Raw genomic sequence first — 25,055 nt, 5'->3', positions numbered from 1 at the left:
GCGGGCGGCCCTCCGTGCCCGCCCTGGGCGTGGAAAAGGTGTGCCAATCGGCTTTCGGCCGGGGTGCGGTTCGCGCTCCCCTCGGTAGTGTCGGGGCCCATGGAGCATGAGGTGTTCGTTCCGGTCCCCGCCGACCACCTGGCCGCCGCGCTCGCCGACCCCGAACGGGTCGCCCGGGCCCTCCACGGCTTCCAGCGGGACGCCGCGGCCGAGGGCGTCGCCGGCCGGCTCAAGCTGCGGGTCGCCGGCAGCAGCGTGACGTACCGCGGTTCGCTGGACGTCGCCCGCCGGGCCGACGACGCCTTCACGGCCGAGGCGGAGGGCGGCGAGGCCCGCGGCGACGGCACGGTCCGCGCGACCGTCCGCCTGGCCCTGCGCCCGCGGTCCGACGGGACGGTGCTCCACTTCGAGGCCTCCGGCACCGCGACCGGGCGCATCACCGGCTTCGAGCCCGACGCCGTGCACGGGGCCCTGGTCCGCCTGCTGGAACGGTTCGCCGAGGACCTCCCGGGGCAGGGGGGAGAGGACGCGGACGGCCCGGCGGAGCCGGCGGAGGGGAGTGCGACGGTGACGAGCGACGGCCACGAGGAGGTCATCCCCGGCGCGGGCGAGCCCCTGGTCCCCGAGTTCGCCCCCGGCGCGGACGGCGATTTCGACGCCCGCCCCGACGCCGACGACGCGTCCCCCGCCCAACCGGCCACCGGCCCGGCCGACGAGGCCCCTGCCGCGCGTGACGGTGACGAGGCCGGGACCTCCGGCGAGCGTGACGGCGACGCAGCGGTCGACTCCGCCGACGCCGACGCCGACGCCGACGGTGACAGTGACGCCGACGGGGCCGACGGGACTCCCGCCGAGAGTGACGGCGACGGCGGCGGGACCGGGACGGGCACCACCGCGGGCGAGCCCGATGCGGCCGCCAGCGACCAGGCGGGCGGCGACCAGGCGGGCGGCGTGGCCCCCGACGGCGGCGAGGCGGAGACCGAGCCCCGGGCCGCCGCAGAGACGGACGCCGATGCCGACGGGGAGTCCGGCGCGGACGCGGACGCCGACGCGGGAGCCGCCGAGGCCCAGGAGGCGGACGCGGACGGCGGTGACGCGGACGGCGAGGAGCCCGAGACCCACGCCGAGGGCGGTGGCGACGGGCCGGGTGCGCCGGGTCGGGCGTCGGTGTTCGACGTGCCGGTGCCGCCCCCGTCGCTGGACCCGGAGGCCGACTTCGACGAGGACGACGACGAGGCCGACGAGGATGACGAGGCCGACCCGGACGGTGACGGCCTCGGCGGCGACGCCGCGCTGTTCCCGGAGGACCCCGACGGCGACGCCATGGCCGACCCCGCCCAGGCCCGGCGGACGATGATCGGCCGCAGCGCCGAGGAGGTCGACCACGCCCCGCCGCGCGGACGGTACGCCCCCGTGCCCGCCCCGCAGTCCTGCGTGGCGGACCGGACCCTGCGCTGGGCGGCCCCCGCCGCCGCCGCGCTCGCCGTGGCCGCCGGGGCGATCGCCGTCACCCGGGCCCTGCGCCGTCAGCGGTGATCGCGCGGCCGGGCGTCGGCCCCAGTAGGGTCGTAGGCCGTGAGCACCCATGACGACTTCACCCTGACCGCCGGCGACGCGGAGGCGACCGTCAGCCCGCGCAACGGCGGACGGATCACCAGCCTGCGCGTCGGCGGCGTCGAACTCCTGCGCCAGGGGGAGCGGTACGGCTGCTTCCCGATGGCCCCCTGGTGCGGCCGGATCCGCGACGGGCGGTTCCTCGACGGCGGCACCACCCAGCAGATGCCGCTGAACGCCCCGCCGCACGCCATCCACGGCACCGCCCGCGACCACGCCTGGCGCACCGCGCGCAAGGAGACCGACGAGGCGGTGATCACCCTCGACCTCACCGACCCGTGGCCCTACCCGGCCCGCCTCACCCAGGTGGTCGCCCTCACCGAGGAGTCGCTGACCCTCACCCTCGCGATCGAGACGTACGCGTCCTCCTTCCCGGCGCAGCTCGGCTGGCACCCCTGGTTCAACCGGACCCTCAAGGGCCCGCTCGGAGGCGGCGAGGGCGCGCGGCTGGAGTTCTCCGCCGCCTGGCAGGAGGAGCGCGGCGAGGACCACCTCCCCACCGGCCGCCGCCTGGAGAAGCCGCTGCCCGGTCCGTGGGACGACTGCTTCGGCATGCCCGAGGGCGTGGACGTCGCCGTCGTGTGGCCCGAGCGGCTGGAGCTGCGGGTGACCAGCCCGGAGAAGTGGGTCGTGCTCTACGACGAGCAGGACGCCGCCCTGTGCGTCGAGCCGCAGACCGGCCCGCCCAACGGGCTCAACACCGCTCCCCGCCTGGTCACGCCGCTGGAGCCGCTGGAGGCCACCACCACCTGGAGCTGGCGGCGGCTGTGAAGCCCCCGGGGTCCCCGCGTCCGGGCGGACGACGGCTGTGAGGCCCCCTCGGCCGGGCGAACTAGGCTTGCGGCCATGAGCGACGTTCGCGGCGAGCTGCTGCAGCAGATCAAGGACAAGGCCGTGGTGCACGGCAAGGTGACCCTCTCCTCCGGGCTGGAGGCCGACTACTACATCGACCTCCGCCGCATCACCCTGGACGGCACGGCGGCCCCGCTGGTCGGCCAGGTGCTGCTGGACCTCACCGAGGACCTGGAGTTCGACGCGGTGGGCGGTCTGACCATGGGCGCCGACCCGGTGGCCGCCGCCATGCTGCACGCGGCCGCCGCGCGCGGCCGGACCGTGGACGCGTTCGTGGTCCGCAAGGCGGCCAAGGCGCACGGGCTGCAGAAGCGGGTCGAGGGTCCGGACATCGCCGGTCGCCGCGTGCTGGTCGTCGAGGACACCTCCACCACCGGCGGTTCGCCGCTGACCGCCGTCGAGGCGGTCCGGGAGGCCGGCGCGGAGGTCGTCGCCGTCGTGACGATCGTCGACCGCGCCACCGGCGCCGCGGAGATCATCCAGGACAAGGCCGGCGTCCCCTACCGCTTCGCCTACTCCAAGGACGACCTCGGCCTGGACTAGGACCTGTCCGGCCTCCCTGGCCTTCCCGGCCCTCCCGGCCCGGCCGCTCCGCCCGGAAACGCCCGGTACGCCCGGCGCGGGCGCCACTGTCCGAGACGCGCGTCCGGACCGGCGTCCGCGTCTGGAAGGATGGGCCCCGACGACGACGTCACCAAGGTCAGGGCTGGCAAGGACAAAACCCGCAGAACCACCAAGGAGCGGACAGGATGCCCATCGCAACCCCCGAGGTCTACAACGAGATGCTCGACCGGGCGAAGGCAGGCAAGTTCGCCTACCCGGCCATCAACGTGACCTCCTCCCAGACCCTGCACGCGGCCCTGCGCGGCTTCGCCGAGGCGGAGAGCGACGGCATCGTCCAGATCTCCACCGGCGGCGCCGAGTTCGCGGGCGGCCAGTACAGCAAGGACATGGTCACCGGCGCCGTCGCCCTGGCCGAGTTCGCGCACATCGTGGCGGAGAAGTACGACGTCACCGTCGCCCTGCACACGGACCACTGCCCCAAGGACAAGCTGGACGGCTACGTGCGTCCGCTGCTCGCGGTCTCCGAGGAGCGCGTGAAGGGCGGCCGCAACCCGCTCTTCCAGTCGCACATGTGGGACGGCTCGGCGGAGACCCTCGCCGACAACCTGGCCATCGCCGAGGAGCTGCTGGAGCGCGCCCGCGCCGCGAAGATCATCCTCGAGGTCGAGATCACCCCGACCGGTGGCGAGGAGGACGGAGTCACGCACGAGATCAACGACTCCCTCTACACCACGGTCGACGACGCGATCCGCACCGCGGAGGCGCTGGGCCTGGGCGAGCGGGGCCGCTACCTGCTGGCCGCCTCCTTCGGCAACGTGCACGGCGTCTACAAGCCGGGCAACGTGGTGCTCCGCCCCGACCTGCTGAAGGACCTCGCGGAGGGCGTCGCCGCCCGCTTCGGCAAGGCCGACCCGTTCGACTTCGTCTTCCACGGCGGCTCCGGCTCCACCGCCGAGGAGATCGCCACCGCGCTGGACAACGGCGTCGTCAAGATGAACCTCGACACCGACACCCAGTACGCGTTCACGCGTCCGGTCGCGGACCACATGTTCCGCAACTACGACGGCGTGCTGAAGGTGGACGGCGAGGTCGGCAACAAGAAGACCTACGACCCGCGCACCTGGGGCAAGCTGGCCGAGGCGGGCATGGCCGGCCGCATCGTCGAGGCCTGCCAGGCCCTGCGTTCGGCGGGCACGAAGATCAAGTAAGGGATCGGGGCGACGTGCGAAGGTCCGGGGAGTCGTGAGCAGGCTGTCGTCTCCCGCGGACCGCGTCACCCGCCTGTTCCGGCGTCCGGCGGCGGCACCCCTCGCGGTGTTCGCCGCCGGCGCCGTCGGGGCCGCGTACCTGTACGTCACCGACCCGCACCAGGCGGGCCAGTTCCTGCCGCGCTGCCCCGTCAACTGGGCCACCGGGCTGCTCTGCCCGGCCTGCGGGGCGAGCCGCATGGTCTACGACCTGATGCACGGTCACTTCGCGCAGGCCTGGCTGGACAACCGGGTGCTGCTGTTGGCCGCGCCCCTCGCGCTGGTGATGCTGGGCCGCTGGGCCGTCGAAGGACTGCGCGGGCGGCGCTGGCGGCCGGCGCTGAGTACGCGGACCCAGGCGGCGATCCTGCTGACCGCGCTCGCCTGGACGGTCGTCCGCAACCTGTTCTGATTCCCGCGGAGCGGAGGCTGAAACTCCGTCAGGATATCGTTACGGTCACGAATTTGACACGTTCACCACAACGTGTACCCACCGGGCCGACCGGGATCTAGGCTTCGTGCTCCCGGGGGGGAAGATCATCGCGCATGCCCGGACATCCGTCCGTGCCGCGCTGGGGGTTCCTCCTGCTCATCCGCCGGCGCCCTGTGCACCGGCACTCGTTCGCCACCGCTCAGGAGTGACCCATGACCCACCCCACGCCCGAGGCCCCTTACGGCGTCGACCACCTCGGCCGCCCGTACTCCGACAAGTCGAAGATCGTCGCCGGCATCCTCCAGCTGTTCCTGGGCGGCTTCGGCATCGGCCGCTTCTACGTCGGCTCGGTCGGCGTGGGCGTGGCCCAGCTGCTGACCTGCGGCGGCCTCGGCATCTGGGCGCTCGTCGACGCCATCCTCTTCTTCACCAGCAACGACCGCACCGACAAGCAGGGCCGCCCGCTGCGCGGCTGATCTTCCGGGACGCCCGGCGTCCTGCCCCGTCGTGCCCTTCGCCCCGTCGCGCCAGCGGCGGGGCGTTGTGGTGCCCGGGGCGGCGGCCCACGGGGACCACATTGCCGAGTGAGGGGGATCTGTGCAGCACGCGAACCACATGGCTGACGTCGGTCCGGAGGAGTCCGCGCTTCTGGAAGCTGTCTTCACCACAGGGGCGCGCCTGGGCGTGCACCGCAACGACGCACTCCGACCGGTTCATGTCGTGGAGGTGAGTGTCGTCGCCTCGATCCGCCTGCCCAGCGGCCGGCTCGTGGTGGACTCGCCCTGGCCGGAGGACCGGCCGAGTCGCGAACTGGCAGAGCGGTTGCCCCCCAGGACGTACGACGTGGAAGCCTCCTGGGTCGAGGCTCCGTACACCTTCATGGGAGAGAGCTTCGACGGCCGGGAGTGCGCGGCAGCGCGCCTGCTCGTACGGGACGGACCGGTCTCCGTGTGGCAGGTGGCCCGCGCTGCGGACAACGACACCGAGTGGCGCTCCGGCGATGAGACCGGCTTCGGAACAGACACCTCCATGGGAGCCTTCGGCGACGCCTCCGCGTGGCAGGCACTCACCGAGCCCTTCCGACGGTTCTGGGAGAGAGGCGCTCAACCACCCGGGGTCGCCATCGCCCGCGAGACCGAAAAGGTGCGCTCCGGCGAGTTCGAAAAGGTCACCGACCCTGCCGGGCGGGCGGATCTGCTCACCATCCCCGCCGAGGAAGGTGTGACGACCGTATGGATTGGCCGCGACGCAGCCGGTCAGGTGGCAACCGTGGCCGTCGCCCCGTACCTGTCCTGGCTGGCGTGACCGGGTCGCGTCGGACGAGCTCAGCAGGCTGTCCTCCGTCCTACCAGGATGCGGTGACCTCTTCGTAGAGGTCCTCGAGGACGGTCCGGCTCAAGGGCGCGTTCTCCGGTATCCGCAGGGGCGAACCGTGCAGGCTCGCGTAACGCTCGTAACCGACGAGGCCGGGCGACACGTGTACCTCGAGCTCCGGCGATATGGCGAGCAGGTGCCTGTCGAAGAGGCTGTGGATGTCGGAGCGCAGCAGCAGGCCCTCGTCGACGCGGTGCCGTTCGTGCACGGCGAACGGGCGGAGGTGCGCCGCTTGCAGCACTTCGGACGGTGCCGGCCCGGTGACCGCGCAGATCATTCCGTACTCCCTGACGAGGGCCTTGCGGAAGGTGTCCTGGCCGTTCCTGGCGGCTGCCTCCCTGCGGCGACGCCCTCCGGGAAGCTCCTCGGGGTGTCGGCGTCGGACGGTCGGAGGGAGCTGCGGTGGAAGGCGGACGCCGAGGCGCTCCACCGCCTCAAGAGTGCGGTCCTGCCACAGCTCCCGGATCGACTGCTGCTTGGAGTTCTTCTTGCAGAGCGCCTCGAGATGCTCCCCTGCGAGACATCCCTCGAGCGCCTGCCAGCAGCCGCCGTAATGCGCCACGTACGCCGTGACGGTGATCTGTTCGGTGACCGGGCTGTCGAAAGCCGTCCCACAGTCGCTGCAGTGGAACCGGGGCCGCTTGGTGGCCCGTTCCTTGAAGCTGGTCCGGCCGCAACCGGGCGTAGGACAACGCCTTCTTGCCTTCCGCGCACCGGGAAGCTCGTCCAGAGTCTCGATGCGGGAGATCCCGAGCGCCTCGTGGCTGCTGCGCACCACGACCAGGTCTCCGATGCGAACCTGGCGGTGGTTGGAGACGGTCGAGTCGAAGCTGTAGGAGTCCTCGACGACATCGTTGTAGCCCTCGTTGCCCTGGTGGTCCCGCTGGCCGGCCACGAGGAAGGACCACGCACGGGGATGCCCGTGGCCCGCGATGCTCACTGAACTGACCATGTGTCAGAGAGTAGTGGGCTGAAATGACAATCTGCTTTGTCTGGGACGCGGTTGCGCGGAGCTCGCTCCCTGACGTGATCCTGGCCCTTGACCCGAACGAGCCGGCACGGGGGACAGACTGCGCTGGGGCACCGTCCTGACCAGTTGAGCGACACCGCCGGGCGGCTCGGGATCAGCGCGGCCACCCCCACCGTGCCGCACCACACCTCCGCTTACGGCCGCCGCCCGTACACAGACACCCATCGGTCTCCGCGCAGGACGATGTCCGCCGTCTCGACGGCACGGCCCGATGCCTGGTCGTAGTAGGTCCGTTCGATGGAGAGGACCGGGGACTGCGGGGACACCCCGAGGGAGTGCGCTTCTGCCCGGCTGGCCGACCGCGCTCGGACGGCCTCCACCGGGTCGCCGACGTCCATCCCGAGCAACTGCATCCGTGCGGCGACACCGATTCCGGCATGCGGTCCCGCCTCCGGAAGCACCACAGCCGACTGGCCAGTGACCGCCAGGGGTTCCCAGCTGGTGGCCAGCTGCACCGGCTGATCTTCCGCGAGGTAGACGTAATCGGTGCGCATGACGGCCGCGCCCTCCGCGATGCCCAGCCGCTCGGCCACGGAGCCGTCGGCGGTCGCGGTGGCGGACTCGTGCCGCCAGCTGCCGACCGCGCCCTGCTGGGTCACACCCACCGCGAACGGACTGTCGGGGCTCCCTCTCTGGTGGCGACGCACCAGGACCTCAGGCGTCTCCATGCCGCGCACGTAATGACCGGAGCCGTGGCGGGAGATCACGAGACCTTCCTGCACGAGTACCTGGTATGCGCGGCCCGCCACGGAAGGAGCCACGCTGTGCTGTTTTCCCAGCTCGGTGGTGGACGGCAGCTTGTCGCCGGGGGGCAACGCCATGATCCGGCCTCGCAGGTCCTCCGCGATGCGGAGGTACGGCGGCGGCTTTGACACTCGCGTCTCCCAACACTCGTCCGTGTGAGTGTCTGACAGATTACGCTCTGCTCCTCAACTCCCCTAGGTAAGTTCGAGTCATCCAGGATTCTCTGGCTTGGCTGCCGTTGGAGCGCGCAGGCCCAGGCCGCTCTGCGCACCGAGGAGATGACGACGCCGTGACATCCACCGCGCCTCAAGCAGCACTGCTGCTACCGGACGCACCGGCATCTGTCGGCAGAGCGCGGCGGTTCACCGAGCGGTCGCTGCGTGAACGCTCACCCGCCGTATCCGCCGATCACGTCGACTCGGTGGTCCTGGTCGTCAGCGAGCTGGTCACCAACGCCATCCGCTACGGCACCGAGCCGGGTGACAGCGTGCGCCTCGTCCTCGACATCGCGCCCGGACGCACTGTGGTGGAGTGTCATGACCCGGTGCGTCGACGCCCGCGGCCCAGGCGTGAGTGCGCGGAGAGGGAGAGGGGCCGTGGGCTGCAGATTCTGGAAGCCCTGTGTCCTCGTCTGTGGGGAACGTGGGACAGGCCGTTCGGTAAGGCGGTCTGGGCGGCGCTCCTCGTCGGCCTGGAGGATCGGCCTGTCGGCGACGTGCTCGGCGTGCACTCCTCTCTGTGCGGTGACTGTCGTGCGGCCCGCCCGTGTCCGGATGCCCATGCGCTCACGGCCGCGCCACAGCGCCTTGCACTCCCCGACGTCCGGTCCGGTGCATTGCAGTGACCCCGTGCATGAGCGGGGCGGACAGCGGGCGCACCACGTGGGGGCCGCTCCCCTGTGGGCAGCAGGAGGTGGCCACCACGCCCGCCCGCCACGCGCAGCCGACGGCCTGGCTGCGGGCGGTGGAGTGGCTGGTGGGCGCCGGGCTGCATACGAAGGCGGACCGGCGGACGCTGGACGTCGCCCGGGAGCTGGCGCGGCGGATGGACTACACCGAGGGCACCGTCCTGTACCGCCTGAAGGACACCGCCGAGCGGCTCGGGATCAGCGCGGCCACGCTCAAGCGGCATGTCCGGTACCTGCGGGAGCTCGGCGCGCTGGCCTGGGCGCGGCACGGGTCGCCGGCCAACCTGTGCCTGCCCGGCCGCCGTTACACCGCCACGGCCACCGTGTACGCGGCGACCGTGCCGCCGGTGTACGACCGGGCGCTTGGCCACCGCGTCGAAGGGTCGGGGTACCACGCACGGGTGACCGGGGTGACTCCGGACGGGCGTGAGCATGTTGTCAACAGGGCGTTGACCAGTGGTTTTCGTGAGCCCCATTCTCTGACGGGCACGCCCATTCAGCCGATACCTGATCCGGGCGCGCAACCAAAAGACACCGGAGCTCGCCGTGCTCGGAAGGCCGCGCGCGGCGCGGGGCGGCGGACTCCCGCCCAGGTGGAGCGGGACATCCGCATCGCCCGCCAGGTCCGCCCCCTCGTCGGCTGGACCCAGCGCGAGTGTCTGCGCCGCCTCGCCCATGCCCTCCGACCGCTCATCGACAAGGGCCTGGACGCCATGGCGATCGCCGCCGAACTGACCGCCATGAACCGCTGGGAGAGCTGGCGGCCGGAGCGCCCCGCCGCGTTCATCGCCGCACGGATGCGTGCCTGGGAGCGTCACGAGGCCCAGCTGGCCGAGGACGAACGTGCCCGGGCCGAGTCGGCCGACCCCTGGGAGAACCCCGAGTGGCGAGCGGCCGCCACCGCCCTGCGGGCCGCCTGCGCGCCGGAACCCAGGCCCCGCACCGACGAGGACCGCCGGCTGGCTCGCGCCTACGCGAACCTCTACCCTGCCCGCGTCATCGCCCACCTGCGGGAACAGGGCCTGGACGACACCGTCGACCTCTACGGTGTGCGGAGAACACTTCGGGCGATCCGGCTTGCAGAGTCTCCGCGCCTCGCCCTGACCTGAGCACATGGGTTGCCGGGAGCAGACGCTGTTTTTTCGTGGTGGCCTGGCTGACGAGTGAAGGTGGGCTTGCGGTGTCGGACGACGTGCAGGAGGCGGTTCGACGCAACAGGCGCAGGGCTGCGGCGGAGCGTCTTGCCGAGCGGGCGGGACGCGGCGAGTTCGAGCCGACGCGCCTGGTGTGGGAGGCGCGCAAGGCCGCTCAGCGTGCCACGGCGGCCGAGCTGGAAGGGCACGAGGGCATCGAGTGGTGAACGAAGCGAGGGGAGTCCGCGAGCCGTTCGGCGCGCGGACTCCCCTCACTTCACCCAGCTGAGCCGGAGGCGTTACGCCGACTTCAGCTCGTCGTAGGCCTGCGGGTCGCTGTCCTGGAGGAACTTGCGGCAGCGCTCGGCCTCGTCGGTCTCCTTGATGGCCTCCGCGGCGCGGGCCAGGGCGGCCAGGCAGCGCAGGAACCCGCGGTTGGCGCGGTGGCTCCACGGCACCGGGCCGTGGCCCTTCCAGCCGGCGCGGCGCAGGTGGTCCAGGCCGCGGTGGTAACCGGTGCGGGCGTAGGCGTAGGACTCCACGGCGCGGCCCGCCTCGAAGGCGTCGTCCGCGAGCATCGCCCAGGCGAGCGAGAACGTGGGGTGCGCGGCGGCGACCTCCGCGGGGCTCGCGGAATCGGCGAGCATCCGGTACGCGTCCTCGTTCTCCGGGAGGTACGTCGGCTCGGGGCCGCCGAGCAGGTTCTTGTGTTCCGTCATGCCCTCAGTCTGCCGGAAGGCGGACGACGGCGGTGCCGGAGGTCAGGTCGACGGTGGTGCGGTGCGGGGGAGCGGAGTCGTCCTCGTCGTCCCGCAGGAGCAGGGAGGTCTGCCGCTCCTTCAGCTCGTGCGACTTGCCCGGCGAGAGGGTGGCGTGCAGCTGTTCGAAACCGGTCGCCGATATCTGCCCGGTGCGGGCCGGGTTGCGCCAGGGCAGCAGCCCCGCGCGGCCGGCGCGGAGCAGCGCCTGGTCGAGGAAGGCGACGACGGTCAGCGCGATGACCAGCCCCGGCAGCGTCATGAATACGGCGAACCCCATGCCGTCAGTGTCACCCCGGCGGCACCCGGGCCGGAAGGTCTGCGGATACGGGGACGCCCCGGGCGCGGGTACGGGGATGCCCCCGGGTGCGGTGTGGTCGCGTGGGTCGGCCGGGGACGTCCCGGTGTGGTCGCGCGGGCCGGCCGGGGGAGTGCCGTCCCGGGCGCCGCGCCCCGGCTGCCACGGGCCGACCCCGCGTGCGGTCCCCGTGCGTCGGCCCCGGTGGCCGCGCTGGTGGGCGGGCGTGTCGCCCCGGCCCGTTGCGGCGGTCCCGCGCGCCGGCCCTGTGGCGGTCCGATGGGCCGACCACCGCGCCCGGCCCGTGCGGCGGCGGCCACGGTCGCGGCGGTCACCGTGCGGCGCTCGTGTTGGTCCTCGCGTCGGCGCTCGCGTCAGTCGTCCGTGCCGACGGTCGTCTTTCCGGTGCCCGCGTCGACGAGGACCTCGTGCTCCTTGCCGTCCTTGCCGGTCACCTCGACCTCCCAGACCGGTGCGCCGGTGCGGTCGTCGTCGCCGTCGTGCTCGAAGTCCACCGAGACGACGGTGCCGGGGACCTTCTTCACGGCGGCCGCGGCGGCCGCCCCGGCGTCGGTGCCGGCCTTGCGCAGGGCGGCGGCCTCCTTGCGGTCCTCGTCGCGGTCGTCGGTGTCGTCGTCCTTGTCGCGGGCGCTGTCGAGCACGGTGCCGTCGTCGGGGTCGACCAGCACCTCCGTGGCGGCGCCGTTCCTGCCGACGACCTCGACCTCCCAGACGGACCGGTCACCGTCGTCGTCGAACTCGGCCGAGGCCACGACGCCCTTCGTCTTCGCCAGGGCCGCGGCGACGGCGGCGCGCACGTCGGTCTTGGCGGCCGCCGCGCCGGCCGTCCCGGCGTCGTCGCGGCCCTCGTCACGGTCGTCGTCACGGGCTCCGCCGTCCGGGCGGGCGGAGGAGGCGGTGGCGGCCGGGGCGCGGTCGTCACCGGAGGCGGCGACGGCGACGACGGTGCCCGTGCCGACGAGCGCGGCGGCCACCAGGGCGGCGAGGGCGGCGCGGCGGCGGGACGGGGTGCGGTCGGCGGAGCTCATGGGGTTCCTCCTGAGGAGTCGGTCCGGTGTTCTCGACGGACACCACGGTGGACCGGCGATGCTGAACGGGTGCTGAAGGAAGCTGAAGAGCCCTTCAGGGAGGCTCTGCGACCCTTGTCGGCATGCGCCTGCTGATCGTGGAGGACGAACGACGCCTGGCCACCGCCCTGCGGAGGGGACTGGCGGCCGAGGGGTTCGCGGTGGACGTCGCGCACGACGGCGTCGAGGGCCTTCACCTGGCCCAGGAACACCCCTACGACCTGATCGTCCTGGACATCATGCTGCCCGGCATGAACGGCTACCGGGTCTGCTCGGCCCTGCGGGCGTCCGGCGACGAGCGGCCGATCCTGATGCTCACGGCCAAGGACGGCGAGTACGACGAGGCCGAAGGGCTGGACACCGGGGCCGACGACTACCTCACCAAGCCGTTCTCCTACGTGGTCCTCCTCGCCCGGATCCGCGCCCTGCTGCGCCGCCGCACCCGCGGCGGCGTGCCCGTCCTGCGGATCGGCGACCTCGACGTCGACCCGGGAGCGCAGCGGGTGAGGCGCGGGGAGCAGGAGATCGCCCTCACCGCTCGGGAGTTCGCCGTCCTGGAACAGTTGGCGCTACGGGCCGGGGAGGTGGTCTCCAAGAGCGAGATCCTCGAGCACGTGTGGGACTTCGCCTACGACGGCGACCCCAACATCGTGGAGGTCTACGTCAGCACGCTGCGCCGCAAGATCGACGCTCCCTTCGGGGTCCGTTCGATCACCACGGTGCGCGGCGCCGGATACCGGCTGGAGCGGGACGGAGGGACGCCGTGACAGCGGTGACAGCACGGAGACGGGGGTGGTTCTCGTCGGTGCGCGCCCGTACCGCGCTGGGCGCCACCGGCGTCGTCGCGCTCGCCCTGGTCCTCGCGGGCCTGGCGGTGGTCGACGCCCTCCGCGGCGGTCTGACCGACAACACGCGGCTGGTCGCGGAGTCCCGGGCCCGCGAGGTCGCCGTCCAGGTCGCGGTGGACCGCTCGCCCAAGGACGCGGCCGGGCTGGACACCGACGACCCCGTGCAGGTCGTCGCCGACGACGGCACGGTTCTCGCCTCCAGCGACGCCCTCGCCGGCGCCCCGCCGATGAGCGCCGCCGCCCGCCCCGACCCCCGCAACGGCGACGACCCCGGCGACGGTGGCGATGCCGATGACGACGACCGTGACGACGATCCCGTCGTCACCCGCGTCTCCCTGCCGGTCGACGACGAGGGGGAGGCGACCTCCGACCCGGAGGACGCTGACGGCCGCGCCCACTTCACCGTCGCCGCCCTGCGCGCCGAGACGGCCGACGGGACGCCGGTGACCGTCTACGCCGGGTCGTCGCTGGCGGTCCAGGAGCTGGCGGTGACCGGCACCGTGCGGGCCATGCTGGTCGGCCTGCCCGCGCTGCTGCTCGTGGTCGGGGCGGTGACCTGGCTGGTCACCCGCCACGCGCTGCGCCCCGTGGAGGGCATCCGGGCCGAACTGGCGGAGATCACCGGCAGCCGTGACCTGTCCCGCAGGGTGCCGGTGCCCTCCTCGCGCGACGAGGTGGCCCGGCTCGCGGTCACCACCAACGGCACCCTGGAGGCCCTCCAGGAGTCGGTCGAGCGGCAGCGCCGCTTCGTCGCGGACGCCTCGCACGAGCTGCGCAGCCCGATCGCCTCGCTGCGCACCCAGGTGGAGGTCGCCCAGGCGCACCCGGAGCTGCTCGAGGCCGGCGAACTGCTGGAGGACGTGGTGCGGCTCCAGCACCTGGCCGTCGACCTGCTGCTGCTCGCCCGCCTCGACGCGGGGGAGGCGCCGCGCGCCGCGCGGGTGGACCTCGCCGGGCTGGTGCGGGAGGAGACGGCGCGTCGCCCCGAGCGGGTGCGTGCCGCGGAGCTGGAGGAGGCGGTCGTGGCCGGGAGCCCCGGGCAGCTGGGGCGGGTGCTGGCCAACCTGCTGGACAACGCCGAGCGTCACGCCCGGCAGCACGTCGTCGCGCGGGTGCGCACCGAGCCGGCGGGGGCGACGGATGCCTCACGGGCCGCGGAGACCGACAGGGCCGCGGACGGGAGCCGGGCCGCGGACGAGGCCCGGGGCTGGGGCTGGGCGGTGCTGTCGGTCGAGGACGACGGGCCGGGCGTCCCGGAGGACGAGCGGGAGAGGGTCTTCGAGCGGTTCGTGCGGCTGGACGACGCCCGGGCCCGGGACGACGGGGGCGCCGGTCTGGGGCTGGCGATCGTCCGGGAGATCGTGACCCTGCACGGCGGGACCGTCTCGCTCGGCGAGGCCGAGGGCGTCGGCGGGGCCGGGGGCGGCGGGGCGCTCCTCACGGTCCGTCTGCCGCTGGCCGGACCCGCCGGGGAGGGGACGGGGCACGGCGGCGCGGGTACGCGAACGCCCCGGTGACCACGAGGGCCGACCGGGGCGTGAGCGCGCCGCCTACTGGAGGAAGGAGTTGATCTCGATCGTCTCGTCGCGGCCGGGGCCGACGCCGATCGCGGAGATCGGGGCGCCGGACATCTCCTCCAGCGCCTTCACGTACGCCTGCGCGTTCTTCGGCAGGTCGGAGAAGGACTTCGCCTTGCTGATGTCCTCGCTCCAGCCGGGCAGGTACTCGTAGATCGGCTTCGCGTGGTGGAAGTCGCTCTGCGAGTACGGGAGTTCCTCGACCCGCTTGCCGTCGATCTCGTAGGCGACGCAGACCGGGATCTGCTCCCAGCCGGTGAGGACGTCCAGCTTGGTGAGGAAGAAGTCCGTCAGGCCGTTCACCCGCGTGGCGTACCGGGCGATGACCGCGTCGAACCAGCCGCAGCGCCGGTCACGGCCGGTGGTGACGCCGCGCTCGCCGCCGATGCGCCGCAGCGCCTCGCCGTCCTCGTCGAACAGCTCCGTCGGGAACGGACCCGAGCCGACCCGCGTGGTGTAGGCCTTCAGGATGCCGATGACACGGTTTATCCGCGTCGGGCCCACGCCCGCGCCGGTGCAGGCGCCGCCGGCCGTCGGGTTGCTGGAGGTGACGAACGGGTAGGTGCCGTGGTCGATGTCCAGCAGCGTGCCCTGACCGCCCTCGAAGAGGACGACCTTGTCCTCGTCCAGCGCCTTGTTGAGCACCAGCACCGTGTCGGCGACGTACGGACGCAGCTGCTCCGCGTAGCCCAGCAGCTCCTCGACCACCTGGTCGGTGGCGATGGCACGGCGGTTGTAGAGCTTGGTCAGCATCTGGTTCTTGACCTCGAGCGCGGCCTCCACCTTCTGCTGGAGGATCGACTCGTCGTACAGGTCCTGGACGCGGATGCCGGTGCGGTTGATCTTGTCGGCGTAGGTGGGGCCGATGCCGCGACCGGTGGTGCCGATCTTGCGCTTGCCCAGGAACCGCTCGCTCACCTTGTCCGACGTGACGTTGTACGAGGTGATGATGTGTGCGTTACCGCTGATCAGCAGCTTCGACGTGTCGACGCCCCGCTCGTTGAGACCGCTCAGCTCGGAGAGCAGCACCGAGGGGTCGACGACGACGCCGTTGCCGATGACCGGAACGCAGTTGGGGGAGAGAATGCCGGACGGCAGCAGGTGCAGCGCGTACTTCTGGTCGCCCACGACGACCGTGTGGCCGGCGTTGTTGCCGCCCTGGTAACGCACCACGTAGTCCACGGAGCCGCCGAGCAGGTCGGTGGCCTTTCCCTTGCCCTCGTCACCCCACTGAGCACCGAGCAGCACAAGTGCGGGCACAGGCGTACACCCCTTCCGGGTGGGGCATGTCCTGGGTCGGGGCGCGCGGCACGACCATGTGCCTCGTGCGCCCGGCGGCCCTCGTCGGCCGCGGTTCCCGTCGGACCGGTTGCCCCGGAATAGACGAAGCCCCTGGCACGAGGAACGCGGCGCAAGGGGCTCTTGCACAAAGATGCTACCCGAGGACCCGAGGAAGCGAGGCATGACCGAGGTGGCTTCGGAGCAGCTTCTGGTGGTCGTCGACCCGTCCGCCCGTCGTACGGACGGCGAGTCCGTGCGGATCGCCAAGGACGTCCTGTGTGCCGGCGCGCGGGTGAAGTGGTGCCTGCCGGAGGGGCGGGAGGAGTTCGCGCGGGCCTTGGAACGCCGGGGTTCGCGGCGGCCGGTGGTGGTCGGCGACGACCACGCGCTGCTGCGGGCGGTGACCGTGCTGGAGCGCCACGGCGAGCTGGACGGGTGCGCGCTGGCGGTGGTGCCGGTGGGGGGCCGTCCGGGTGCCCTCGCGGTCGCCCGGTCGCTCGGCGTGCCGCTCGGCACGGTGGCGGCGGCCCGGGCGGTGCTGGACGGATCGGTGCGGCGCCTCGACCTGCTGGCGGACGACGCGGGCGGGCTGGTGCTGGGGGAGCTGCGGATCCCGGCGGCGGACGCGGCCCCGCACTGGGGCGAGCGGCCGGCCCGGCGCCGGTACCGGTCCCTGGTGAGCGCGCTGGCCCGGCAGTCGCGGGCCGCGGCGGAGGCGGCCGGGGCGGCAGGGCCGGGGCCGTCCCGTCTGCGGGTGGAGACCGACGGCGCGACCCTGGTCGACCTGGACCAGCCGGTCCGCGCGGTCACCGTCACCCCGGGCCGCACCGGCCGCGCGGACGTCGAGGTCCGCCCCCTCTCGGTGGGCGCGGAGGCCGCGCCGCTCCAGGCCGCCGCCCGCACGGTCACCGTCTCCGGCGCGGACTTCCGCTACCGCGCCGACGCCACCGTCGCGGGTCCCGTGCGTACCCGCACCTGGACGGTCAGGGCGGGGGCGTGGGGGCTGATCCTTCCTCGGTGACTCCGTGGCCCGGTACCGTCCCCGCGTCGAACACGGGATCGGTATGCGGGGGCGGGACGGCGTGGAGGACGGGTACGGGGCCGCGGGGGCGGGAGAGCCGGGCACGGCGCACGAGCGGGCGGCACTGCTGCCGGCGACCAGGAAGAGGCTGGCGGGGTACCGGACCACGGGCCGGTGGTTCCTGACCGCCGGAGTGGTGACCTGCCTGGCCGCGACCGCGCTGCGGGCATGGGTCGGGGCCGCCGCCGCGGAGGTGGAGACCTACGCGGTGACCTTGGGGGTCAGCCTCCTGGTGGCGGCCGCCGTCTTCCTCCGGGGCGTAGGCCGGGTCCGGACGGTGCTGGAGCGGTACCCGTGGCGTCCGCGCCGCATCGTCCGGGTGAAGGGCGCGGCTGCGTCGGTCCTGCTGCTCGAGGCCCCGGAGTACGGCGAACTGTGGCCGCTGACCTGTTCGTCCGCGGGTGCGCTGTCCGGTGCCGCGGTGGTGTGGGCGGCGGGGGATCCCCGTGCCGGAGCGGTGATCCTCTCCCCACGCGGCGGCGAGGTGCACCACCGGGCCGTGCTCGCACGCGGGCGTCGTCTGCGACGAACGGCGGCGGCGGCCGAGGTACGGGCGCTGCCGGGGCGGCTGGTGACGGATCGATCGCCGGCCGGGCCCAGGCCCCCCGCCGTCGCGCCCGGCGGGGCGGCCCGCGAGGACGCGGCGGCGCTCACCTACGCGCGCCTCGCGGCCGTCGCCGAACGCCGTGCCGGGGGTCCGGCCGGGGTGGTCGTGCGGGAAGCGGACTTGCGGCAGGCGCCCTGGTGGCGCGTGCGAGGGCTGCGGCGGTTGTCCGGGGTGAGTGACGTGTGCCTGGGGTTCGGCGCCATGACGCCCTCGCTGTCCGGCGTGGTGGGCCTGCTCGACGGGACCGAGGTGGTCAGGGGGTGCTTCACCCTGCTGCTGTGGGTCGTGGGCGTCGCCCTCGCCGTCCGGCACGTGCGGGGCAGGGCCCCGCACCTCAGACGTGTCCTCACCGCCGCGGCGGCGGCCGCCGTGGAGCGCCGGTACGTCCTGCTGGCGGACTGCCCGGGGCGGGAGAGGCGGGCGTGGACGGTGACGCTCGTGGTGTACCCGGCGTCCGGCGGGGAGGACGATCTGCCCGAGGGGGTGCTGGAGGTGTACGCGCCAGGATTGGGGAGCCGCCCCCTGGCCGGGCTGCCCGCGCCCACCGGCACGGTGGAGCTGCGCGGGTGGCCGGCCGCCTCGGACGAGGGCGCGGTGGTGGTCCCGAGCATCGGCGGCACGGTGCTGTGGCCGGTGGGCCGGTACCAGGAGGCGGGCCCGGACGGTTGGGACCGCGGGGGGTTGCTGGACGGCGTGGCCGCGTCCTGAGCCGCCCGACGGCGGCGTGGCCCGAGTCTTCCCGAGCGGGTGAGGCGGACGGTAACGTCCGCGCGTCGCTTACGGGGTGGGACGAAGGTGCGGTGGGGGATGGAACACGGGGCTGCGGCGTGGGAGTCGGCGGCGACCGGAGCCGCGTGCGAGGAGTACCGCGGGCGGGCACAGCGGCAGATGGTGGGCGGGGTGGGCGCCTGCCTGGTGGGCGTGGTCCTGGGGCTGCTGGACGTCACCTGGACGCCCGTCGCGATGGGGCTCGGCCTGCTCCTGGTGGGTGGAATGTACCTCCACCGGGCCGCCCGCATGCGGGTGTTGCTGGCGCACCACCCCTGGCACGAGCGGCGCGTCGTGCGGGTCGAGGGAGCACGGCTCCGGCCGACCGTGGTGCTCGACGTCGAGGAACGCGGCGAGCTGTGGCCGCTCGTCGTGGGCCTGCCGTGGGGGCAGCAGGTCGATGTGCGCGGTCACGAGGTGCTGTGGGCGGCCGGCGATCCCCGCTTCGGTGTGGTGGTGTCGCCGCCAGGGGGCAACCAGTTCCGCCTGGCGCTCCCCGCGCGGGGGAGGCGTCTGCGGCGGGTGGCCGCGGTGCCCGAGGTGCGGGCGCTGCCCGGTCGGCTGCTGGCGGACGTGCGGCCGGCGGTGCGGCGCCGCCGGGTGTTCCGGTGGGTGCTGCTGCTGGGAGTGGGGTGCTTCCTCCTCGCGGTTCTCGGAAGCAGGACCGAGGACGCCGAGGTGGGGCTGACGGTTCTCGACCGAGGGCCGGGCGGACACTGCGTCGTCCGCTTCGACGACCCGTTCACGGGTGAGGAGCGCGAGGAGTCGTACCACTGCGACGAGGGCGGCGATGCCGCCCTGCGCAACTTCGAGACCGGCCAGGTCGTCCACCGGTGGCCGGGCCCCGCGGTCCTCTACAACGAGCACTACCAGGAACGGCCGGGGCCGCCCCCGCTGAGCCACGTCGCCGACGGTCTCGGCTGTGCGAGCCTCGGTCTGGTGCCGCTGGCGCTCGTCGGCGCGGTGGCCGGACGTGTGGTCCATCTGCGTCGCTGGCGGCGGGCCGTCGAGGCCACCGGGCATCGGCCGTCCGCTCCCGAGATGGACACGGTGAAGCCGGACCTGGTGAAGCCGGACACGGTGAGGGCGACCGCGCCAGGGGCGGCGCCTGCCGAGAAGGCCGCCGCGGGGAAGGCCGACGGCCGGGCGTCGGCGGGGCACTCGCTCTCCACCGCACAGCGGCTCTCCCTCGACCATGCGGGCGCCGTGGCACGGGCCGAACGTCTCATGCCGCATGCGGAGCCGGCGATACCGGAGCGGGACTGGCGGACCTCGCCCTGGTGGCGGGTGCGCGGGCTGCGGCTGAGCGCGGGCGAGGGCGAGCTGTTCGGCTGGCTGTCCGTGCAACTGGGCGCGCTGTTGTTCTTGCTCTGCCTGCTGGTCCTCGTGCCCACGGCGCCCGGGTGGTCCCGGTCCCCGGTCCTCCTCGGCCTTCTCGCGCTCTCCGCGGCCTGGGGCGGCTGGACCCTGTACCGCCGTCTCCCCGCCGTGCGGGCCCTGCGGGACGCCGCGGGCACGCCCGATCCCCGGCGCCGCCGGTACGTCCTGCTGCCCACGGTGCCGCGGCCGAGGACGGAGACGCAGCGGTTGCTGCTCGTCGTCTTCCCCGAGGACGGAGGGGACGAGGCCCGCGCGGAAGGGCTGCTGGAGGTGCAGGCGCCCGGGACGAAGCGTCACCCCTGGGCGGGGCTGCCCGCGCCCACCGGGACCGTGGAGCTGCACGGTCCGGACGGGGAGGCGGCGCCGGTCGTGCCGGTGGTCGGCGACCTCGTGCTCTGGCCCGTCGGCGTCTTCGAGGAGGTGGGCCCGGACGGCCTGGACGGCCGGGGGCTGCTCGCGGTCACCGCGGAGCCGTGAGCGGGGCCGGCGGTGTGAGCGGGGCCGGCGGTGTCAGCGGACGCCGCCGGCGGACCCCCGCTTCTCCCGCCACCGCTCCATCATGGCGGTCAGCTCGACCTCGATGAACTCGAAGAACTCCAGGGTCTCCCGCAGCCGCTCCTCGGCGGGGGAGCCGGGGCTGACGGCGGTGAGGCCCTCGCGCAGGGCGGACTGCCACAGGCGCAGCATCCCCTCGCGGTTGGCGATGGCCTCGTACCACTGGTTGTTGTGGACCCGGTAGCGCTCGCGCCGGGAGCCGGGCTCCCGCTCGCGGGAGATCAGACGGGTCTGGGAGAGGTACCGCACCGCGCCGGAGACCGCGGCGGGGCTGATCATCAGCTGCTCGCCCAGCTCGGCCGAGGTGAGGACGCCGTCGTCGGAGGCGAGCAACGCGGCGAACACCCGGGCGGGCATCCGGGCCATCCCGGCGTCGGTGAGCTGGCCCGCGAAGAGTTCCACGAACCGGGACACCGCCTGGGGGTCTCGGTCCTTCGGGGACGCCCCGGCCTCCGTCATGCGCGACCCCGCTCTCTCCGTGTGGTCCCGATTCCCGAGGCCCGAGTTTATACGCTTCCTTAACTTCACAAGTTTCTGAAGGAAGCGTAATTTCGGGAGCATGACACAGGATTCCCTCGCCATCGAGGTCTCCGGACTCCAGAAGTCGTTCGGCGCCACCCGCGCCCTCGACGGACTCGACCTGTCCGTCCGCACCGGAGAGGTCCACGGCTTCCTCGGCCCCAACGGGGCCGGCAAGTCCACCACCCTGCGGGTCCTGCTCGGTCTGCTGCGGGCCGACGCCGGCGCCGTGCGTGTGCTCGGCCTGGACCCGTGGGACCGGGCCGTCGCGGCGCACCGGCGGCTGGCCTACGTGCCGGGCGACGTGGAGCTGTGGCCCAACCTGAGCGGTGGCGAAGCCATCGACCTGCTCTCGCGGCTGCGCGGCGGCATCGACCGGCGCCGCCGGGACGAGCTGATCGAGCGGTTCGACCTGGACCCGCGCAAGAAGGGCCGGGCCTACTCCAAGGGCAACCGGCAGAAGGTCGCCATCGTCGCCGCGCTGGCCTCCGACGCCGAGCTGCTGCTGCTCGACGAGCCCACCTCCGGCCTGGACCCGCTGATGGAGGTCGTCTTCCAGGACGTGGTCCGGGAGGTCAAGGAGGCCGGACGGACGGTGCTGCTGTCCAGCCACATCCTGGCCCAGGTGGAGAAGCTGGCCGACCGGGTGTCGATCATCCGGCGCGGCCGAACGGTGCAGTCAGGCACCCTCGCCGAGATGCGCCATCTCACCCGCACCACCGTCGAGGCGGAGACGGAGCGGCCGGTCACCGGCCTCGACGCGCTGGAGGGCGTGCACCACCTGCACACCGACGGCACGCGGGTGCGGTTCGCGGTGGACGGCGGGCGGATCGACGCCGCGGTGCGCGTCCTCGGCGCGTCCGGCATCCGCGCCCTGGTCAGCCACCCGCCCACCCTGGAGGAGCTGATGCTCCGCCACTACGGCGACGAACTCGCCGCCAACGGGCACCGGAACGGGACCGACGCCGACACCGAGGTCAGCGACGCCGTGGACACCGGCAACACCGACACCGACGCCGCCGGCGACGACACGGCCGGCCCCGCAACGGCCGCCCCCGCCCCCGCCGCGGACCCGAAGGGCGGCGAGGCGCGATGACGGCCACCGCCGCCCCGTCCGCCGGGGCGACCGCGGCCCCCGCCGCCGCCCCGCGCGCCCCGTTCACCGGCACCGGCGCCCTGCTCCGCTTCGCGCTGCGCCGGGACCGCCTGCGGCTGCCGGTCTGGCTGGCGGCCCTGGTGGTCACCACCGTCTCCACCGCCAACAGCTACGCCACGCTGTACGACTCGCCCGAGGCCCGCGCGAGCACCGCGAAGACCATGGCGACGCCCGCCGCGCTCGCCATGACCGGCCCCCGGCACTTCCTGGACCACTACACCCACGGCGCGATGCTCAGCCACGAGATGATCGGCTTCATGGGCGTGCTGGTCGGCCTGATGAGCGTCCTGATCGTCACCCGGCACACCCGCGACGAGGAGGAGACCGGCCGCGCCGAACTGGTCCGCTCCACCGTCATCGGCCGCCACGCCCAGCTCGCCGCCGCGCTCACCCTCGCGCTCCTCACCAACCTGGCGCTCGCCCTGCTGCTCGCCGTGAGCCTGACCGGGCTGGGCCTCGAGTCCGTCGGTATGGGCGGCGCGCTGGTCTACGGGGCCGCCCACGCCGCGATCGGCCTGGTCTTCGCCGGCGTCGCCGCGATCACCGCCCAGATCAGCTCCTCCACCCGAGGAGCCTCGGGCCTCGCGCTGGCGGTGATCGGCGCGGCGTACATCCTGCGGGCGGCCGGTGACAGCGGGAGCACCGACGCGCTCTCCTGGGCCTCCCCGATCGGCTGGGCCCAGCGTTCGTACCCGTTCGTCGACGACCGCTGGTGGCCGCTGCTGCTCTGCCTGGCCGTCGCCGCCGCCTGCGCGGCGACCGGGTTCGCGCTCTCCTCCCGGCGTGACGTCGGCGCCGGGCTGCGGCCCACCCGTCTGGGCCGCGCCACCGCCTCCCGGGCGCTGACCAGCCCCTTCGGCCTGGCGCTGCGCCTTCAGCGCGGACTGCTGGCGGGCTTCTGCGCCGGGCTCTTCGTGATGGGGGCGATGTACGGGTCGATCATCGGCGACATCGAGGACATGCTCGGCAGTGTCGAGCAGATCCAGCAGGCGCTGGCCGAGATCGGCGGAGCCACCCTCGCGGAGTCCTTCGCGTCGATGGTGATGGTCGTGATCTCCGTGGTGTCCATGGTCTTCGTGGTGATGGCCACCCTGCGCGCCCGCGCCGAGGAGACCGGCGGCCGGGCCGAGGCCCTGCTGACCACCGGGCTCTCCCGTACCGCCTGGCTGGGCGGCCACCTGGCCGTCGCCCTGCTGGGGGCCGTGCTGACCCAGCTGATGGCGGGGCTCGGCTTCGGGCTCGCCGCCGCCGCGGCCAGCGGCGACCACGCGATGACCGGCGACCTGATCGCCGCCGCCCTGGTCCACGTGCCGGCCCTGTGGACCGCGGCGGGCGTCGCCCTGGTGCTGCTGGGCTGGCTGCCCCGGGCGACGGCGCTGGCCTGGGTGGTCCCGTTGTACGCCTTCGCGGTCGGCTACCTCGGGGAGATCCTCCAGTTCCCCGAATGGGCCGGCGACCTCTCGCCGCTCGGACACGTGCCGCAGCTTCCCGCCGCCCCGATGGAGTGGACGCCGGTGCTGGTGCTCACCCTGGTGGCCGCCGCGCTGTGTGTGACCGGGATCGCGGGTTTCCGCCGTAGGGATCTGGAGACCAAGTAGCCGTAGGGATCTGGAGACCAGGTAGAGGTCCGGAGCGGACCTGGCGACGATGCCGGGACGATCTTCACGGCACCGGAACCTCCCGGCTCGTCTAGCCTGGGGGTTCCGGTGCCGCCGTCGTGTCGGCGGCCCGGCGACGACCACCGGGCGACGGCGACCGGACGAACGACGACCAGAACGAGGAACCGAGCAGGCCCATGCTGCGAGAGAATGCCGTGGGACCGGATGCGGACACGGAGTACGCGCGACTCGCGGCGGTCCGCCGCTACGAGATCCTCGACACGCCGCCCGACGGCTTCTTCGACCGCGTCGCCCGCCTCGCCGCCCGGCTGTTCCAGGTGCCCATCGCGGCGGTGACCTTCGTCGACGACGACCGGATCTGGTTCAAGGCCCGCCACGGACTGGGCGACGTCACCGAGATCAGCCGCGCCGACGGCCTGTGCGGCCTGGCCCTGCTGCGCGACGGCCCGCTGGTCATCCCCGACACCCGTCAGGACCCGCTGGCCATGGGCAACCCCATGGTGACCGGCGGGCTCGGAATCCGGTTCTACGCCGCCGCGCCGATCGTGACCGCCGACGGCCACAAGCTGGGCACCGTCAACATCCTCGACACCCGCCCCCGCACCCTCTGCTCCGAGGACGTCACCGCGCTGGAGGACCTGGCGGCGATCGTCCTCGACGAGATGGAGCTGCGCCTGACCGCGCTGCGCGCCCTGCGCCGCGAGCAGGAACGCCGCCAGGCGGTCGTCCGCCAGGTGGAGGACGAGCGGGCCGCCCGGCTGCGCGCCGAGCGGGACCGCCGGGTGCTGGAGTCCCTGACCAGCACCCTTCAGCGCACCCTGCTCCCGCCCGCGCTGCCCGCCGTGCCCGGCCTGGAACTGGCCTGCCACTACCACGCGGCCTCCGTCCACGACCTGGGCGGCGACTTCTACGACGTCTTCCCGCTGGACGGCGACCGCTGGGCGTTCCTGCTCGGCGACGTGTGCGGCAAGGGCCCCGACGCGGCCACCGTCACCGCCCTGGCCCGGCACACGCTGCGCGCCGCCGCCCACCACGCGCCCGACCCGGTGGCCGTGCTGGACACGCTCAACCAGGCGCTCCTCGGCGACGCCCTGACCAGCAAGTTCTGCACCGCGATCTTCGGCGTCCTCACTCCGCGTGAGAAGGGCGGCTTCGAGGTGGAGATCGCCACCGGCGGTCATCCGCCGGCCTACCACGTGGGTTCCTCCCCCGACGGCGTTCCCCGGGTGAGCGCGGTGGGGCTCGAAGGGGGCATGCTGATAGGGGCGCTCCCCGAGGCCCGCTTCCGATCCCGTACGGTCGTGCTGGCCCCGGGGGAGGTGCTGCTCCTGTACACCGACGGGCTGATCGAGGCCCGGGCCGGCGAGGACAGACAGATGATCGGTGACGAGGGACTGGCGGCCTTCCTGGCCCGCCGCCGGGGCCTCGGTGGCGCCGCCGGTCTCGTGGAGGACATCGTGGACCTGCTGGACTCCCTGCCCGAAGGGGCGGAGGATGACGTTGCGCTCCTGGCGCTCTCGGTGCCCACCGCCGAGGAGGCCGAGCGGCAGACGCCGGGCGTGACGTCCACCGCGCACACCACGACTTTGCCCACGGACGCTACGGACGAGGAGCACTGAACG

General features: G+C 73.6%; 25 protein-coding genes. 18 read left to right on the top strand and 7 right to left on the bottom strand.

What is annotated here, in order from left to right:
• Positions 1-99: 99 nt before the first annotated feature.
• The 7 genes from ABT026_RS10160 (at position 100) to ABT026_RS10130 (ending at position 6,015) form a co-directional block, all read left to right on the top strand.
• A complete protein-coding gene (locus ABT026_RS10160; RefSeq protein WP_351113690.1) occupies positions 100-1,536 on the top strand; it encodes an SRPBCC domain-containing protein in 1,437 nt (478 codons plus the stop codon).
• A gap of 39 nt (positions 1,537-1,575) precedes the next feature.
• Positions 1,576-2,385 carry an aldose epimerase family protein gene (locus ABT026_RS10155; protein WP_351113689.1) on the top strand — a complete coding sequence of 270 codons (810 nt, stop codon included), beginning with the start codon at positions 1,576-1,578 and terminating at the stop codon, positions 2,383-2,385.
• 75 nt (positions 2,386-2,460) lie between these two features.
• Entirely contained in the window at positions 2,461-3,009 is a 549-nt protein-coding gene (pyrE, locus tag ABT026_RS10150) for an orotate phosphoribosyltransferase (protein ID WP_108956631.1), read from the top strand.
• Positions 3,010-3,215: 206 nt separating this feature from the next.
• Positions 3,216-4,238: a class II fructose-bisphosphate aldolase gene (gene fbaA, locus ABT026_RS10145; protein WP_351113688.1), complete on the top strand. Its 1,023-nt coding sequence runs from the start codon at positions 3,216-3,218 to the stop codon at positions 4,236-4,238.
• Positions 4,239-4,272: 34 nt separating this feature from the next.
• A complete protein-coding gene (locus ABT026_RS10140; protein WP_351113687.1) occupies positions 4,273-4,689 on the top strand; it encodes a DUF2752 domain-containing protein in 417 nt (138 codons plus the stop codon).
• A gap of 233 nt (positions 4,690-4,922) precedes the next feature.
• Complete coding sequence (locus ABT026_RS10135; protein ID WP_351113686.1) at positions 4,923-5,186, top strand: TM2 domain-containing protein; 264 nt, start codon at positions 4,923-4,925, stop codon at positions 5,184-5,186.
• Between the two features lie 121 nt (positions 5,187-5,307).
• The gene (locus tag ABT026_RS10130) at positions 5,308-6,015 is read left to right on the top strand and encodes a DUF4241 domain-containing protein (protein WP_351113685.1); all 708 of its coding nucleotides are present in this window, start codon (positions 5,308-5,310) and stop codon (positions 6,013-6,015) included.
• Positions 6,016-6,055: 40 nt separating this feature from the next.
• Here the strand turns inward: ABT026_RS10130 and ABT026_RS10125 are convergent, their stop codons facing one another.
• Together ABT026_RS10125 and ABT026_RS10120 are read right to left on the bottom strand one after the other, a co-directional pair.
• Positions 6,056-7,036 (bottom strand): HNH endonuclease, encoded by a 981-nt coding sequence (locus ABT026_RS10125; RefSeq protein ID WP_351113684.1) that lies wholly within the window; start codon positions 7,034-7,036, stop codon positions 6,056-6,058.
• A 212-nt stretch (positions 7,037-7,248) separates the two neighbouring features.
• Positions 7,249-7,989 carry a GntR family transcriptional regulator gene (locus tag ABT026_RS10120; RefSeq protein WP_351113683.1) on the bottom strand — a complete coding sequence of 247 codons (741 nt, stop codon included), beginning with the start codon at positions 7,987-7,989 and terminating at the stop codon, positions 7,249-7,251.
• Positions 7,990-8,147: 158 nt separating this feature from the next.
• Here ABT026_RS10120 and ABT026_RS10115 point away from each other — a divergent pair, with 158 nt between their 5' ends.
• The 3 genes from ABT026_RS10115 (at position 8,148) to ABT026_RS10105 (ending at position 10,125) form a co-directional block, all read left to right on the top strand.
• Complete coding sequence (locus tag ABT026_RS10115) at positions 8,148-8,702, top strand: ATP-binding protein (RefSeq protein WP_351113682.1); 555 nt, start codon at positions 8,148-8,150, stop codon at positions 8,700-8,702.
• A gap of 68 nt (positions 8,703-8,770) precedes the next feature.
• Complete coding sequence (locus ABT026_RS10110; RefSeq protein ID WP_351113680.1) at positions 8,771-9,874, top strand: cell wall protein; 1,104 nt, start codon at positions 8,771-8,773, stop codon at positions 9,872-9,874.
• Between the two features lie 71 nt (positions 9,875-9,945).
• Positions 9,946-10,125, top strand: coding sequence for a hypothetical protein (locus tag ABT026_RS10105; RefSeq protein WP_351113679.1), 180 nt, complete (start codon positions 9,946-9,948; stop codon positions 10,123-10,125).
• A gap of 72 nt (positions 10,126-10,197) precedes the next feature.
• On the opposite strand, the gene ABT026_RS10100 is transcribed toward ABT026_RS10105, so the two are convergent.
• The 3 genes from ABT026_RS10100 to ABT026_RS10090 all read right to left on the bottom strand — a co-directional run bounded on the left by ABT026_RS10100 (position 10,198) and on the right by ABT026_RS10090 (position 12,003).
• Entirely contained in the window at positions 10,198-10,617 is a 420-nt protein-coding gene (locus ABT026_RS10100; protein WP_351113678.1) for a DUF3151 domain-containing protein, read from the bottom strand.
• Positions 10,618-10,621: 4 nt separating this feature from the next.
• Positions 10,622-10,936 (bottom strand): DUF6191 domain-containing protein, encoded by a 315-nt coding sequence (locus ABT026_RS10095; protein ID WP_351113676.1) that lies wholly within the window; start codon positions 10,934-10,936, stop codon positions 10,622-10,624.
• A 392-nt stretch (positions 10,937-11,328) separates the two neighbouring features.
• Positions 11,329-12,003 carry a PepSY domain-containing protein gene (locus ABT026_RS10090; RefSeq protein ID WP_351113675.1) on the bottom strand — a complete coding sequence of 225 codons (675 nt, stop codon included), beginning with the start codon at positions 12,001-12,003 and terminating at the stop codon, positions 11,329-11,331.
• A 122-nt stretch (positions 12,004-12,125) separates the two neighbouring features.
• Between ABT026_RS10090 and ABT026_RS10085 the strand changes: the two genes are divergently transcribed.
• Together ABT026_RS10085 and ABT026_RS10080 are read left to right on the top strand one after the other, a co-directional pair.
• Positions 12,126-12,809, top strand: a complete 684-nt coding sequence (locus ABT026_RS10085; protein WP_351113674.1) for a response regulator — start codon at positions 12,126-12,128, stop codon at positions 12,807-12,809.
• Between the two features lie 38 nt (positions 12,810-12,847).
• Positions 12,848-14,407, top strand: coding sequence for a sensor histidine kinase (locus ABT026_RS10080; protein WP_351113673.1), 1,560 nt, complete (start codon positions 12,848-12,850; stop codon positions 14,405-14,407).
• A 33-nt stretch (positions 14,408-14,440) separates the two neighbouring features.
• Here ABT026_RS10080 and ABT026_RS10075 read toward each other — a convergent pair whose 3' ends face one another.
• Entirely contained in the window at positions 14,441-15,727 is a 1,287-nt protein-coding gene (locus tag ABT026_RS10075; RefSeq protein ID WP_351113671.1) for an adenylosuccinate synthase, read from the bottom strand.
• Between the two features lie 202 nt (positions 15,728-15,929).
• Between ABT026_RS10075 and ABT026_RS10070 the strand changes: the two genes are divergently transcribed.
• From ABT026_RS10070 to ABT026_RS10060, 3 genes are all read left to right on the top strand, one after another.
• Positions 15,930-16,769, top strand: coding sequence for a diacylglycerol kinase family protein (locus tag ABT026_RS10070; RefSeq protein WP_351113670.1), 840 nt, complete (start codon positions 15,930-15,932; stop codon positions 16,767-16,769).
• A gap of 4 nt (positions 16,770-16,773) precedes the next feature.
• On the top strand, positions 16,774-18,144 hold the full coding sequence (locus ABT026_RS10065; RefSeq protein ID WP_351113669.1) for a hypothetical protein: 1,371 nt from the start codon (positions 16,774-16,776) through the stop codon (positions 18,142-18,144).
• 99 nt (positions 18,145-18,243) lie between these two features.
• The gene (locus tag ABT026_RS10060; RefSeq protein WP_351113668.1) at positions 18,244-20,061 is read left to right on the top strand and encodes a hypothetical protein; all 1,818 of its coding nucleotides are present in this window, start codon (positions 18,244-18,246) and stop codon (positions 20,059-20,061) included.
• A 33-nt stretch (positions 20,062-20,094) separates the two neighbouring features.
• Here the strand turns inward: ABT026_RS10060 and ABT026_RS10055 are convergent, their stop codons facing one another.
• Positions 20,095-20,598, bottom strand: a complete 504-nt coding sequence (locus ABT026_RS10055) for a GbsR/MarR family transcriptional regulator (protein WP_351113667.1) — start codon at positions 20,596-20,598, stop codon at positions 20,095-20,097.
• Positions 20,599-20,698: 100 nt separating this feature from the next.
• Between ABT026_RS10055 and ABT026_RS10050 the strand changes: the two genes are divergently transcribed.
• The 3 genes from ABT026_RS10050 (at position 20,699) to ABT026_RS10040 (ending at position 25,052) form a co-directional block, all read left to right on the top strand.
• Positions 20,699-21,754, top strand: a complete 1,056-nt coding sequence (locus ABT026_RS10050; RefSeq protein ID WP_351113666.1) for an ABC transporter ATP-binding protein — start codon at positions 20,699-20,701, stop codon at positions 21,752-21,754.
• A complete protein-coding gene (locus ABT026_RS10045) occupies positions 21,751-23,412 on the top strand; it encodes an ABC transporter permease (protein ID WP_351113665.1) in 1,662 nt (553 codons plus the stop codon). The genes ABT026_RS10050 and ABT026_RS10045 overlap by 4 nt, the downstream gene beginning before the upstream one ends.
• Before the next feature lie 197 nt (positions 23,413-23,609).
• A complete protein-coding gene (locus ABT026_RS10040) occupies positions 23,610-25,052 on the top strand; it encodes a PP2C family protein-serine/threonine phosphatase (protein WP_351113664.1) in 1,443 nt (480 codons plus the stop codon).
• The last annotated feature ends 3 nt before the right edge of the window (positions 25,053-25,055 follow it).

It is taken from the genome of Streptomyces sp. NPDC002734 (genome assembly GCF_040295685.1).
Taxonomy (GTDB): Bacteria; Actinomycetota; Actinomycetes; order Streptomycetales; family Streptomycetaceae; genus Streptomyces.
The sequence above is the reverse complement of the archived record's forward strand: the minus strand, read 5'-3'. Positions and strand labels throughout refer to the sequence as shown.